The sequence below is a fragment of the Bacteroides sp. AM16-13 genome (assembly GCF_003602705.1).
Taxonomy (GTDB): Bacteria; Bacteroidota; Bacteroidia; order Bacteroidales; family Bacteroidaceae; genus Bacteroides; species Bacteroides xylanisolvens.
This window is the reverse complement of sequence record NZ_QTLK01000013.1, coordinates 61,742-75,675: the sequence shown is the minus strand read 5'-3', so window position 1 is coordinate 75,675 and position 13,934 is coordinate 61,742. Positions and strand designations below refer to the sequence as shown.

Here is a 13,934-nt window from a genome sequence, read left to right as displayed (position 1 = left end):
ATCGATTCACTTTCCAGCCGGCTCGTTCAGCAAGTCCATGAACTCCATTGTACGAGATTCCATTTTATTTACCACACGGTCTACCAGCATCACCAGATAATTGTAGGCAAACATAGCAATGATACCGACAATCAGACCACCGACCGTAGTAATCATAGCTTCATAGATACCACCGGAAAGTAAAGTGATATCAATGTTTCCGCTTCCGGCATTCGCCATTTCGTAGAATGCACGCACCATACCGGTCACCGTACCGAGGAATCCAAGCATCGGAGCACCTCCGGAAATAGTTGCCATTACAGTCAATCCTTTTTCCAGCTTTGCCACTTCAATATTACCTACATTCTCAATAGCTACCTGCACATCGTTAATAGGACGTCCCAAACGGCTGATCCCTTTTTCTATCATACGTGCCGAAGGGGTGTTTATCGTACGGCAATAGTTAATAGCCGCTTTGATCTCACCGCTATGAATATAGTCTTTAATCCGCTCCATAAACATCGGGTCCTCTTTTCCTGCCTTGCGAATCATGTAGTTACGTTCAAACAGGATATAGAAACAGACAACCGACAATACACCCAGCACAATCATAATCCATCCACCCTTGATAGCCATATCAAGCATGTTCATTTCAGGAGCGTTCACCTCCGTCAATACGGGGTTGGCAGTAGCCAGCGAGTCGGCCATATTCATAGCCCCTTGGGCTAACAAGATCATTGCATTCATGAGCGTAGACAGTTTTTATATTCCTGAATGGTACGTTCGAGTCCCAGATACAATGCATCACTAATCAACGCATGTCCAATGGAGACTTCATCCACCCAAGGAATGTTTTTATAGAAATAATTTAAATTCACCAGACTTAAATCATGACCGGCATTCAATCCGATACCCAGTTTACGGGCAGTCTTCGCGGCTTCGATAAAAGGAGCGATGGCAGCTTCCGGATTCTTCGGATAGTTCGTTGCGTATGGTTCGGTATACAGTTCGACACGATCCGCTCCCGCTTTTGCCGCATATTCCACCATTTCAGGATCGGCTGCCACAAAAACGGAAGTACGAATACCGGCGCTGTTAAACTGATCGAGCACTTCAGTCAGGAATTCCAGATTTGCTTTGGTGTCCCAACCGGAATTAGAAGTAATTTGTGAAGGATCGTCGGGGACCAAAGTTACTTGATGAGGTTTAACTTTCAACACCAGGTCAATAAACTCCGGAGCGGGATAACCTTCGATATTAAATTCCGTGCGCAGCAAAGGGCGCAAATCATATACATCTGAACGACGAATGTGGCGTTCATCGGGACGAGGATGAACAGTGATACCGTCTGCACCAAAAGATTCACAATCAAGCGCTACCTTTACTACATCGGGAACATTTCCTCCGCGAGCATTCCTTAGCGTAGCAATCTTGTTTATGTTTACACTTAATTTAGTCATAGTTCTACGTTATATTTGCCGCAAAAATACAAATATTATTATTAGTTGCCTAATAATACGAAACGCATTATGGGTTCTTTTTTGGTTATTTAAAGTAGAAATCCAAGAAAAAATGCCAAATTTGCATCCTGAACTAATGATATTGCTTATGAAATTCGCCATTTTCGGAAATACTTATCAGGCTAAAAAGTCCTCTCATGCTGTCACCTTGTTTAAACTTTTAAAGAAACAGGGAGCAGAGATTGGTATGTGCAGGGAATTTTATCAATTCCTAGTTTCTGAAAATATGGATATTAAAGCAGATCAATTATTTGATGGTGATGATTTTACTGCCGATATGGTAATCAGCATCGGAGGCGACGGAACATTTCTGAAAGCTGCCCGCCGCGTAGGAAGAAAAGGGATTCCTATTTTGGGAATTAACACAGGACGTTTAGGATTTCTGGCAGATATTTCGCCGGAGGAAATGGAGGAAACATTTGATGAAATCCAAAACGGCAGATATAGTGTGGAGGAACGGAGCGTACTTCAGTTGATCTGCAACGACAAACATCTCCAAGATTCTCCTTATGCCCTCAACGAAATAGCTATTCTCAAACGAGACAGCTCCTCAATGATTAGTATCCGGACAGCTATTAATGGCGCGTATCTGAATACTTATCAAGCTGACGGGTTAGTAATTGCCACTCCAACAGGTTCCACAGCCTACTCTTTGAGTGTAGGAGGCCCGATCATCGTCCCTCATTCCAACACTATTGCCATCACTCCGGTGGCTCCACATAGTCTCAACGTCCGTCCTATCGTTATTCGGGATGACTGGGAGATTACATTAGATGTAGAAAGCAGAAGTCACAACTTCCTCGTCGCCATCGACGGGAGGAGCGAGACTTGCAAAGAAACGACTCAACTAACCATCCGTCGGGCAGATTACAGCATAAAGGTAGTGAAACGTTTTAATCACATTTTTTTCGATACACTCCGCAGCAAAATGATGTGGGGAGCGGATGGAAGACGATAGATGGGAAACTAATCTAACGTAAAAGTCTGCGAACCAATCAGATTACCACCTTCGAAGATATCAACGCGATAGTTTCCGGCATATAAGAATTCTTCTACATCCCAGAATACATTCACGTTCTGTTCTTCTCCGTTATATTCAATATATTTCTTGATGGAGTAAACCAGTGTACGGTTTTCATAAGGGAAAGTATTGGATGCACTCTTGGTCAGTACATCATTATCGGGTTTGGTAATACGTATATAGATGGTACGTTCACCGTTTTCAGCAGTTATATTCTTCACGATTGTGAAACTGATAGCCAATTTCACCACATCTTTCACCTTCTTCGCCACTTTACCGCGTTTATTGCGTGGTTCGATACGAATATTAGTTGCATCGAGTTGTGCGGCTAACGTCACCTTCTTATCCAGATTTTTCTTTTCTTCGGAAAGGTTACTGATTTGTTGTGAAGCCTGATTATATTTTTGTGTTACTTCTGCAATGACCTGTTTCTGCTGTGCAGCCAGTTTATTTAGTGAATCAATCTGATTAATATAACCAACCATTACTTTACGTAAGGTAGCCAATTCTTTCTTTAAACGACGAATCTCTGTTGCATTCGAACTCTTCACAGTACGAAGTTCTTCTAATAGACGTTGGGTCTTTAACTGTTCCTGTTCTAACAATACTCCTAATGAGTCATTAGTAACCTTAAACTTCAATTCATCATATTCTTGCACAAAACGACTATATTCGTTTTCCAGATCTTCCTTATCCAATTGGAATTCCTGCACTAACTCCCGATTAGCTTTTTTTTCGGTAAACAATAAATAAGTAATACCAATAATAGCTATCACCAAGATAGCCACGGCCGCAATAAGAAGGCTTTTTTTACTCATAGTTTCAGTTGTGAATTGATAACGTGCGCAAAAGTAATCATTTCGCAACAGAAGTCAAGTATAAAAAGTGAGAGTTTTTGAAAAACTCCCGACTAATCTATGCAATTTTAATTTATTAACCAGTCAACCAGGCCGAACCGACAGACGCAAAGTCCCCCGACTGATTCTCCTTTATGATCCTAAGCGGCCACTGACATTACCTGATCGAAGCATCCTTATTTGCGACTTTTACCTTGTTTACGTACTAGTTTTGAAGCAAATGGTACTTTAGCAAACAAGTATTGAAATTATTTTTTAATGAAGCGGTAGCCCGAGAAATAATATAGAATTCACCTAACGTACAAACGTATGTTATCTACCGTGTGAATGTCCGTTACCCACCGGGCGAGCATCAATAACCTACCAGACAAAAGGCGGTCATCTGCCGGACGAACAGTTCATGAGGGACACGGGAACAGAAACGACACCGACGAAGTGATCCGAACCGACAACGGCAGCAGCCAAAGCCATCTTCTCTGCCCAGTATTATTGCTATTGTTTATAACAGAAATAATACTTTTACTTACTCTTCTTTACTTTACTCTTCTCTACTCTACTGGTTTTCATTGGGTTTTTCCCCTTTACTGGCGGGCGTTTCAACGCTTTGTAACACCCTCTCCGAACACCCTCGTTTTTGTATCGTTTTCGTTGTTTATTCTCCGCTTCTCTTCCACGCTTGCCAACGGCTTGTTCGACCACTTTTTTTTCATGATAGCTATCCATTCCGGAGAACTTAGACCTTTAACTAAAATTATTACGGAAAAATTTCTTTAATCAGGATTATCGTTGTAATTTTGTCGCGCTAAAAGATAAAACAAATTATCAACTTTTTAAATATATAGTATTATGTCAAAAGTAACCGTAGTAGGCGCAGGTAACGTAGGTGCTACATGTGCAAATGTACTTGCTTTTAATGAAGTAGCAGACGAAGTAGTAATGCTGGACGTTAAAGAAGGCGTTTCAGAAGGTAAAGCAATGGATATGATGCAGACAGCTCAATTGCTGGGTTTCGACACTACATTGGTAGGCTGCACTAACGACTATGCTCAAACCGCTAACTCTGACGTTGTTGTGATTACTTCAGGTATTCCTCGTAAACCGGGTATGACTCGTGAAGAGCTGATTGGTGTGAACGCTGGTATCGTTAAATCGGTAGCAGAAAACCTGTTGAAATATTCTCCTAACGCTATCATCGTTGTTATCTCTAACCCGATGGATACAATGACTTATTTGGCATTGAAAGCTTTGGGCTTGCCGAAAAACCGTGTGATCGGTATGGGTGGTGCTTTGGATAGCTCTCGTTTCAAATATTTCTTGTCTCAAGCTATCGGTTGCAACGCTAACGAAGTAGAAGGTATGGTTATCGGTGGTCACGGTGATACTACTATGATTCCTTTGACTCGTTTCGCTACTTACAAAGGTATGCCTGTAGCAAATTTCATCTCTGCCGAAAAACTGGAAGAAGTAGCCGCTGCTACAATGGTAGGTGGTGCTACACTGACTAAATTGCTGGGTACTTCTGCATGGTATGCACCAGGTGCAGCAGGAGCATTCGTAGTTGAATCTATCCTTCATGACCAAAAGAAGATGGTTCCTTGTTCTGTATTATTGGAAGGTGAATATGGTGAATCAGATCTTTGCATCGGCGTTCCTGTAATCCTTGGCAAGAACGGTATCGAAAAGATCGTTGAACTGAACCTGAACGAAGACGAAAAAGCCAAGTTCGCAGCTAGCGCAAAAGCTGTTCACGGAACGAACGCTGCTTTGAAAGAAGTAGGTGCTCTGTAATTAATCCCCTTACTTTATATATCAAGAAAGGCTGTTCTTCACTACGAGGAGCAGCCTTCTTTCTTTTCTACAGAATCCTACCCCACTATATTTTAAAAAAAGCTAATTCATTTTGCACTTTCAAGTAAAGCTCATACATTTGCATCGTTGTTTATGCAATTATTGTTTAAGTAAACAAGTTCAAAAAAACAGACTACTTCAATAAACAAATTACATGAGAACCGGGTTATTAAATATAGAAGTATCACCTTATTAATATGCAAGATGCGATGAAAAAAGTATTTCTTCTGACAATTCTGCTAAGTCTCACTTTCATAGGAAAAGCGCAGAACTTTCTAAGTCTGGATAGTTGCCGCGCATTAGCTCTTGCCAACAACAAAGATTTGTTGATAAGCAATGAGAAGATAAATGCTGCTCATTATCAACGAAAAGCTGCATTTACGAATTATTTGCCCAACTTCTCGGCAACCGGAGCTTACATGAGAAACCAGAAAGAGTTTTCATTATTAAACAATGACCAGAAAGCTACGCTTTCAGGATTAGGAACTAATCTGGCAGGCCCTATCCAACAGGCTGCAACCGAGATTGTAACAGCACATCCTGAATTAAAACCACTTATTGCTTCCTTAAGCGGAAAACTAGGAGCGGCTCTGCCTGCTCTCGACCAAGCAGGAAACTCTTTAGTGGATGCACTCCGCACAGACACCAGAAATGTCTATGCAGGCGCTATTACATTGACACAGCCTTTATATATGGGTGGAAAAATCCGGGCGTACAACAAAATAACAAAGTATGCCGAAGAGTTAGCTCAAGAACAACACCACGGTGGCATGCAGGAAGTAATCATGAGTACAGACCAGGCATATTGGCAAGTTATTTCGTTGGTTAATAAGAAGAAGTTGGCGGAAGGTTATTTAAAGCTCTTGCAACAGCTGGACGGTGATGTGGAAAAAATGATTAATGAAGGAGTAGCCACCAAAGCGGATGGCTTGTCTGTACGCGTCAAGGTGAATGAAGCAGAAATGACACTCACCAAAGTGGAAGATGGATTGAGCCTTGCCCGAATGTTGCTGTGCCAACTATGCGGTATTGATCTTAGCTCCCCCATCACGCTAGCAGATGAAAATATGGAAGATATTCCATTACTGACAACAGACCCTCATTTCGATTTATCTACCGCTTATGAGAATCGTCCGGAAATACGTAGTCTCGAATTAGCGACACAGATTTATAAACAGAAAGTAAACGTAACCCGTGCCGAACATCTTCCTTCTATCGCATTGATGGGGAATTATATGGTAACCAACCCTTCTGTCTTCAACAGCTTTGAAAACAAATTCAAAGGCATGTGGAATGTGGGAGTGATGGTACAGATACCTATATGGCACTGGGGAGAAGGTATTTATAAAACGAGAGCGGCAAAAGCCGAAGCCCGCATTGCACAATACCAGCTTCAGGACGCACGCGAAAAAATAGAGTTGCAAGTCAATCAAGCCGCTTTCAAGGTAAAAGAAGCAGGTAAGAAACTGGTTATGTCTTCCAAAAACATGGAAAAAGCGGAAGAGAATCTGCGCTATGCAACGCTTGGTTTTAAAGAGGGAGTGATTGCCACAAGTAATGTTCTTGAAGCACAAACGGCATGGCTGTCCGCTCATTCAGAAAAGATTGACGCACAAATAGATGTGAAGTTAACAGAAATCTATCTGAAGAAATCTCTGGGAACACTGAAATAAATAAAAAGCAGAAAAATAAAGTAAAGAACCCAATCAGAAACAACCCAATCCCTAACCAACTCACAATCCATAAAACATAAATCATAAATCATAATTCATAAATCATATGGCACCTATAAAATCACAAAACAGCAATATGCTGCTTGCATTCCTTACTCTACTGGGAGTTATTGCAATCGTTGCAGTCGTTGGCTTCTTCATGCTTCGCAAAGGTCCTGAAATTATACAGGGACAGGCTGAAGTTACCGAGTATCGCGTTTCGAGCAAAGTTCCGGGACGTATATTGGAATTTCGCGTGAAAGAAGGACAAAGTGTCAATGCCGGAGATACGCTGGCCATTTTGGAAGCTCCTGACGTAGTGGCAAAAATGGAACAGGCACGTGCTGCCGAAGCTGCCGCACAAGCACAAAACGCAAAAGCAATCAAAGGCGCACGTGAGGAACAAATCCAGGCGGCATACGAAATGTGGCAAAAAGCCCAAGCAGGCGTCACCATTGCCGAAAAATCATATCAACGTATAAAGAATCTCTATGAGCAGGGAGTAATGCCTGCACAGAAATTGGATGAAGTTACTGCGCAACGGGATGCAAGCATTGCTACAGAGAAAGCAGCCAAAGCGCAATATACTATGGCAAAGAACGGAGCAGAACGTGAAGATAAGATGGCCGCGGAAGCTTTGGTAAACCGGGCAAAAGGTGCTGTTGCCGAAGTAGAATCGTACATAAAGGAGACTTATCTCATAGCTCCGGCTGCCGGAGAAGTTTCAGAGATTTTCCCGAAGGTAGGCGAATTGGTAGGTACTGGTGCTCCTATCATGAATATCGCCGAGCTCAACGATATGTGGGTAACATTCAACGTACGCGAGGATCTGCTCAAAAATCTGACAATGGGTTCGGAATTCGAAGCAGTCATTCCTGCTCTGGATAATAAAAAGATCAAACTCAAAGTATATTATCTGAAAGACTTAGGGACTTATGCCGCTTGGAAAGCAACCAAAACAACCGGACAATTCGACCTGAAAACATTCGAAGTGAAAGCTTCTCCGATAGAGAAAGTGGAAAACCTCCGTCCGGGTATGTCTGTCATCATTGACAAGTAATCATGAGAGAGAGAGAAAAGAAATATATAGCCCTGTGGCAGGTCATGCAAAGAGAGTGCCGGCGGTTGGTTTCACGCCCGCTCTACCTCTTCTGTATGGTCATTGCCCCACTGTTTTGCTATATATTCTTCACCACCTTAATGGATTCGGGACTTCCCAAGGATCTTCCTGCAGGAGTGGTAGACATGGATGATTCGTCCACCTCCCGCAATATTGTCCGCAACCTGGATGCTTTTTCACAGACAGGGGTTGTAGCTCATTACAGTAATGTGACAGATGCACGCATTGCCATGCAAGAGGGAAAAATCTACGGATTCTTCTACCTTCCCAAAGGTTTATCGGCAGAGGCACAGAGCCAACGACAACCGACAATCTCCTTCTACACCAATTACTCCTACCTGATTGCAGGCTCCCTATTGTTCAGAGACATGAAAATGATGGGAGAACTCACTTCGGGAGCTGCTGCAAGGACTATGTTATATGCCAAAGGTGCAACAGAGGATCAGGCTATGGCATATCTGCAACCGATTGTTATCGATACACACCCACTGAATAATCCGTGGCTGAACTATTCGGTATACTTATGCAATACACTGATACCGGGAGTACTCATGCTATTAATATTTATGGTAACTGTCTATTCAATCGGTGTAGAAATCAAAGATCGTACGGCTCGCGAATGGTTACGAATGAGTAACAACTCCATTTATATTGCATTGGCCGGGAAGTTGCTTCCCCACACCGTAATCTTTTTCATCATGGGTATATTTTATAACGTATACCTGTATGGATTCCTGCATTTTCCTTGCAACAGCGGTATATTTCCGATGATATTTGCCACGCTTTGTCTTGTACTGGCATCCCAATGTTGTGGTATTGTCATGATAGGAACCCTGCCGACTCTACGACTCGGATTAAGTTTTGCTTCCCTGTGGGGAGTCATATCGTTCTCCATTTCCGGTTTTTCATTCCCGGTCATGGCTATGCATCCTGTTTTACAGGCTTTGAGCAATCTATTTCCTTTGCGGCACTATTTCCTTATTTACGTGGATCAGGCGCTCAACGGATATAGTATGGCTTACTCATGGACCAACTATATGGCACTATTAATATTTATGATGCTCCCCTTCTTCGTGGTTCACCGCCTGAAGGAAGCATTGGTTTACTATAAATATATACCCTAAATGAAAGATATAAAATTAAAAGATAAGATAGCTCAAGGCATCAATGACCTGTTTTATATCTGGAAACGGGAGTTTCAGACAACTTTCCGCGACCAGGGGGTACTGATATTCTTTATACTCGTCCCGTTAGGTTATCCGTTGCTATATAGTTTCATCTATGATAACGAAGTAGTGCGTGAAGTTCCTGCTGTTGTTGTAGATGATTCACATTCATCTCTTAGCCGCGAATATCTCCGCAAGGTAGATGCTACACCCGATATTCAAATCGTCTCCTACTGTGCCGATATGGAAGAAGCTAAACAAATGCTGAAAAACCGGCGTGCATACGGTATCATTTATATCCCTTCGGATTTTAGTGACAATATTGCCAAAGGAAAACAGACACAAGTGAGCATCTATTGCGACATGAGCGGATTGTTGTATTATAAATCGATGCTTCTTGCCAACACAGCGGTTTCTCTGAATATGAATAAGGACATCAAGATTGCACGCAGTGGAAATACAACCGACCGGCAGGATGAAATCACCGCTTATCCGATCGAATATGAAGAGATTTCCATTTTCAACCCGACTGCCGGATTCGCCGCTTTCCTAATTCCTGCAGTATTGGTATTGATTATCCAACAAACATTATTACTCGGCATCGGTCTCGCTGCAGGTACAGCTCGTGAAAATAACAGGTTTAAGGATCTCGTGCCTATTAACCGCCATTACAACGGAACGCTGCGAATTGTATTAGGAAAAGGCTTGAGTTATTTCCTGGTTTATATATTGGTAGCTTTCTACGTACTTTATGTGGTACCAAGATTATTTAGCCTCAACCAAATTGGGCAACCCAGTTCATTAATATTATTCGTTGTCCCCTATCTTGCGGCTTGTATTTTCTTTGCGATGACAGCTTCTATTGCCATTCGCAACCGGGAAACGTGTATGCTGATTTTTGTATTCACGTCAGTCCCCTTGTTATTTATTTCCGGAATCTCTTGGCCGGGAGCAGCTATTCCCCCGTTTTGGAAGTATGTATCTTACATCTTCCCCTCTACCTTTGGAATTAACGGCTTTGTAAAAATCAATAATATGGGAGCTACTCTTAGTGAAGTAGCTTTTGAATATAAGGCTTTATGGTTGCAAGCCGGCATTTATTTCCTTACCACCTGTTGGGTATACCGCTGGCAAATACTAATGAGCCGCAAACATGCAATAGAGCGATACAAAGAATTAAAAGAGAAAGCAAACTTATCCAAGCAGATAAGTGATTAATGAGTAAGAATTACAAGAGAGAGAATTAACGGTGTATCCTTTCAATGGGATATGCCGTTTTTCTTTTTATTAATAAGGATATAAAAAAATCCCCCGTTCCAAGAGAGTATAGAACGAGGGATTTTAGAGATATTATAAAGAGAGTATAATAAGTTTAGAACTTGTAACCTACGCCAATAGAGAAGTTCATGTTCTTCGGTGCACCGTCACCATCAGCCAATTTAGCCAAACCAAATTCTCCTGATAAGTCAATAAAGAATTTATTAATTTCATAAGCAACGCCTACACCGAGACCTGCATCAAATCTTTTTGCTCCAAATTGATCATCACCGTCACCAAAGAAATCAATTTTTTCATCACCAATTTTACACTTACCAGCAATACCAAATGCAAAATAAGGACCAGCTTTCACTACAATATTCTGGTTATCAGCAATTGCAAATCTTGCAGCAGCCAATACCGGAATCTCCAAATACATTGGATTCATTTTCACTTCATCCTGTTTAGCACCTTTTTGAGTGAACATCAACGAAGGTTGAATAGACCACATATCAGAGAACTGATATTCCATGCCAACGCCTACATTGAATCCAATCCTCATGTCAGTATCCATATCCCCAGTAAAGTTACTCATGTTCATACCAACTTTGGCATTCCAAGAAATCTGAGAATAAGAAACGATAGAAACAAGTGCAAATAGCACAAAAATCAAACCTTTTTTCATATCATTCATTTTTTAGTTTGCCTTCCTCTTCCCTTTGGTTGGCATTGTTAGTTAATAGTTCTGTTTGAAGTGTGGGGAATTATTCGCAACCGATTAAAGTATTGAAACACACCCTTCCGTATTTAACGTATGTTTTGTAGCCGCAAATATATTTCATTTATTTTATATAAAAAAATCCTTGATAGTCTATTTTTTGCATAAAGGTTATTAAAGAGTGACTATATAGAAAAAAATAATGTTCATCCGGTCTTTTTTTATGCTTAAATAATTTCCGAATAACAATGCAATTAAAATATTCTTGCAAGATTTATACATTTACAATTATTAACCGACTAGCTATTGCTTGTTTACGAAATATTCGTAGATTTGCGAAGTATTCGTAATTAAACAACATCTCCATGGAAAAGTTAACTATACAAGAAGAAGAAGTAATGATCTACATTTGGGAGTTACAATGCTGTTTCGTAAAAGACATTGTTGCAAAGTATACGCAACCGGCACCTCCTTATACCACAGTAGCATCTATCGTAAAGAACCTCGAGCGGAAAGGATATGTCACACCGAAACGTGTGGGTAATACCTACCAATATACTCCTGCCATTCGCGAAAATGAATATAAACGCCATTTTATGAGTGGCGTAGTTCGTAACTACTTTGAGAACTCTTACAAAGAAATGGTTTCTTTCTTTGCCAAAGACCAGAAAATTTCGACCGATGATCTCAAAGATATTATCGAACTCATTGAAAAAGGAAAAGAAAATTAATAGAAAACATTCATCACCATGACTCCGGAACTAGCTTATTTTCTAAAGATAAATGTAGCGATAGCTCTGTTCTATGCATTCTATCGGTTGTTTTTCCATAAAGACACCTTCTTCCATTGGCGTAGGATGGCTTTGCTATGTTTCTTTGCCATCTCCATGCTTTATCCCCTATTGAATATTCAGGGATGGATAAAAGCTCACGAACCGATGGTGGCAATGGCAGATCTTTATGCAACCATCCTGCTTCCGGAGCAAGTTGTGACTCCTACACAAGAGACTGTCATAAATTGGCAAGAGGTTATCATGCAGTTCGCTAAAATTATTTATTGGAGCGGAATGTTATTACTTACCGCACGTTTCTTCGCACAACTGGGTAGCATCATCCGATTGCATTTCCAATGCTCAAAAAGCAATATACAAGGAGTACGCGTACATCTATTAAAAAAAGAAACAGGTCCTTTTTCTTTCTTCCACTGGATATTCATACACCCGCAATCACATACGGAATCTGAAATCAGTGAAATCATTACGCATGAAGAGACCCATGCCCGACAATACCACTCGGTGGATGTGCTTTTCAGCGAAATAATGTGTATATTCTGCTGGTTCAACCCATTTATCTGGTTAATGAAACGGGAAGTCAGAGGAAACCTCGAATACATGGCAGACCATCGTGTATTAGAGACGGGACATGATAGTAAATCATACCAGTACCACTTATTGGGACTGGCACATCACAAGGCTGCAGCAAATTTATCAAATAGTTTCAATGTTTTACCACTCAAAAATCGTATTAAAATGATGAATAAACGAAGAACGAAAGAAATAGGAAGAACAAAATATCTGATGTTTCTTCCCTTGGCTGCCATCTTGATGATTGTCAGTAACATCGAAATGGTAGCACGTACTACTGAAAAATTTGCAAAAGAAATGATGGGACAAATAACAGAAGAAGTTGCCATGCAAGCTGAAACCACAAATATTCCCGAACTTTCTACAAGAGAAATTCAAGAAATCACTCTTCCGCAAGGTACAAAAGGAAAGGAAGTAACGGAAACACAAATCAAGAATGTACCGGATTCTGTTGTTTTTCAGGTTGTAGAAGAAATGCCGGATTTTCCGGGAGGGATGAAGGCATTGATGGATTACTTGTCGAAAAATGTCAAATATCCGGCTGAAGCACATGCAATCGGTGCACAAGGACGTGTAATTGTAAGCTTTACTGTTAAAAAGGACGGAAGTATAGCCGACACAAAAGTAGAACGAAGTGTCAATCCGTATCTCGACAAAGAAGCCATGCGTGTCATTGCTGCCATGCCTAAATGGCAACCTGGAAAACAAAGAGGGGAAGCAGTAAATGTAAGATTTACAGTTCCCGTTGCTTTCAGACTATCCGATCCCCCCACCCCCAAAGCGGAAGAGATCAAGCAGTCTGATCTGGACGAAGTAGTTGTAGTGGGATACGGTCCACAGGAAGATTCAACTCCCGGTGCAGTAGGTGTGAAAGGAGAAAACACAGATCAGGCTTTCACTGTAGTAGAAACAATGCCCAAATTCCCGGAGGGACAAGCCGGGTTGATGCGTTATCTTGCTAGAAGTATCAAATATCCTGTCATTGCTCAAAAAAACAAAGAACAAGGCAGGGTAATCATACAAATGATTATCGGAACAGACGGTAGTTTGTCAAACGTAAAAGTATTACGTAGCGTATCTCCGTCACTGGATGCAGAAGCCATCCGTGTAGTGGGAAACATGCCTAAATGGGAACCGGGAATGCAAAAAGGACAGGCTGTCCCTGTTAAGTATACCCTCCCTATCACGTTCCGGTTACAATAAATAACTTCCCCGATACCGCTCCCTTTCCTCATCGGTGAGGAACGGGGCGTTCATCGGTGGGGAACCCTCTCCTCCCCGGTGCCGGACGTATCTTTCCCCGGTGCTGAAAAAAGTCATTTCTTTTTCCGTTTTTTACAAGGATAGTTATAAAAAGATCCTTATATTTGTT

The 13,934-nt window shown here is 41.3% G+C and carries 12 protein-coding genes; 8 read left to right on the top strand and 4 right to left on the bottom strand.

Going from position 1 to position 13,934, the window contains the following annotated elements; all coding sequences use genetic code 11:
• Positions 1-6 precede the first annotated feature (6 nt).
• On the bottom strand, positions 7-726 hold the full coding sequence (locus tag DW173_RS12260) for a MotA/TolQ/ExbB proton channel family protein (protein WP_008020483.1): 720 nt from the start codon (positions 724-726) through the stop codon (positions 7-9).
• Positions 723-1,439, bottom strand: a complete 717-nt coding sequence (locus DW173_RS12255; protein ID WP_004307837.1) for a pyridoxine 5'-phosphate synthase — start codon at positions 1,437-1,439, stop codon at positions 723-725. The genes DW173_RS12260 and DW173_RS12255 overlap by 4 nt, the downstream gene beginning before the upstream one ends.
• Positions 1,440-1,587: 148 nt before the next feature.
• On the opposite strand from DW173_RS12255, the gene DW173_RS12250 reads away from it, so the two are divergent.
• Positions 1,588-2,457: an NAD kinase gene (locus tag DW173_RS12250; protein ID WP_004307836.1), complete on the top strand. Its 870-nt coding sequence runs from the start codon at positions 1,588-1,590 to the stop codon at positions 2,455-2,457.
• Positions 2,458-2,465: 8 nt separating this feature from the next.
• Here the strand turns inward: DW173_RS12250 and DW173_RS12245 are convergent, their stop codons facing one another.
• Positions 2,466-3,338 (bottom strand): hypothetical protein, encoded by an 873-nt coding sequence (locus DW173_RS12245; protein ID WP_008020481.1) that lies wholly within the window; start codon positions 3,336-3,338, stop codon positions 2,466-2,468.
• An 885-nt stretch (positions 3,339-4,223) separates the two neighbouring features.
• On the opposite strand from DW173_RS12245, the gene mdh reads away from it, so the two are divergent.
• The 5 genes from mdh to DW173_RS12215 all read left to right on the top strand — a co-directional run bounded on the left by mdh (position 4,224) and on the right by DW173_RS12215 (position 10,441).
• On the top strand, positions 4,224-5,165 hold the full coding sequence (gene mdh, locus DW173_RS12235; RefSeq protein WP_004297234.1) for a malate dehydrogenase: 942 nt from the start codon (positions 4,224-4,226) through the stop codon (positions 5,163-5,165).
• A 269-nt stretch (positions 5,166-5,434) separates the two neighbouring features.
• The gene (locus DW173_RS12230) at positions 5,435-6,898 is read left to right on the top strand and encodes a TolC family protein (protein ID WP_008020478.1); all 1,464 of its coding nucleotides are present in this window, start codon (positions 5,435-5,437) and stop codon (positions 6,896-6,898) included.
• Between the two features lie 106 nt (positions 6,899-7,004).
• Positions 7,005-7,997: an HlyD family secretion protein gene (locus DW173_RS12225; protein WP_008020477.1), complete on the top strand. Its 993-nt coding sequence runs from the start codon at positions 7,005-7,007 to the stop codon at positions 7,995-7,997.
• 2 nt (positions 7,998-7,999) lie between these two features.
• A complete protein-coding gene (locus DW173_RS12220; RefSeq protein WP_032811697.1) occupies positions 8,000-9,181 on the top strand; it encodes an ABC transporter permease in 1,182 nt (393 codons plus the stop codon).
• A complete protein-coding gene (locus DW173_RS12215; RefSeq protein ID WP_049701821.1) occupies positions 9,182-10,441 on the top strand; it encodes an ABC transporter permease in 1,260 nt (419 codons plus the stop codon).
• A gap of 154 nt (positions 10,442-10,595) precedes the next feature.
• Here DW173_RS12215 and DW173_RS12210 read toward each other — a convergent pair whose 3' ends face one another.
• Complete coding sequence (locus tag DW173_RS12210; protein WP_004314733.1) at positions 10,596-11,165, bottom strand: porin family protein; 570 nt, start codon at positions 11,163-11,165, stop codon at positions 10,596-10,598.
• A gap of 398 nt (positions 11,166-11,563) precedes the next feature.
• Between DW173_RS12210 and DW173_RS12205 the strand changes: the two genes are divergently transcribed.
• Positions 11,564-11,929: a BlaI/MecI/CopY family transcriptional regulator gene (locus tag DW173_RS12205; RefSeq protein ID WP_004305524.1), complete on the top strand. Its 366-nt coding sequence runs from the start codon at positions 11,564-11,566 to the stop codon at positions 11,927-11,929.
• 18 nt (positions 11,930-11,947) lie between these two features.
• Entirely contained in the window at positions 11,948-13,765 is a 1,818-nt protein-coding gene (locus tag DW173_RS12200) for a M56 family metallopeptidase (protein ID WP_120144501.1), read from the top strand.
• Positions 13,766-13,934: the final 169 nt, after the last annotated feature.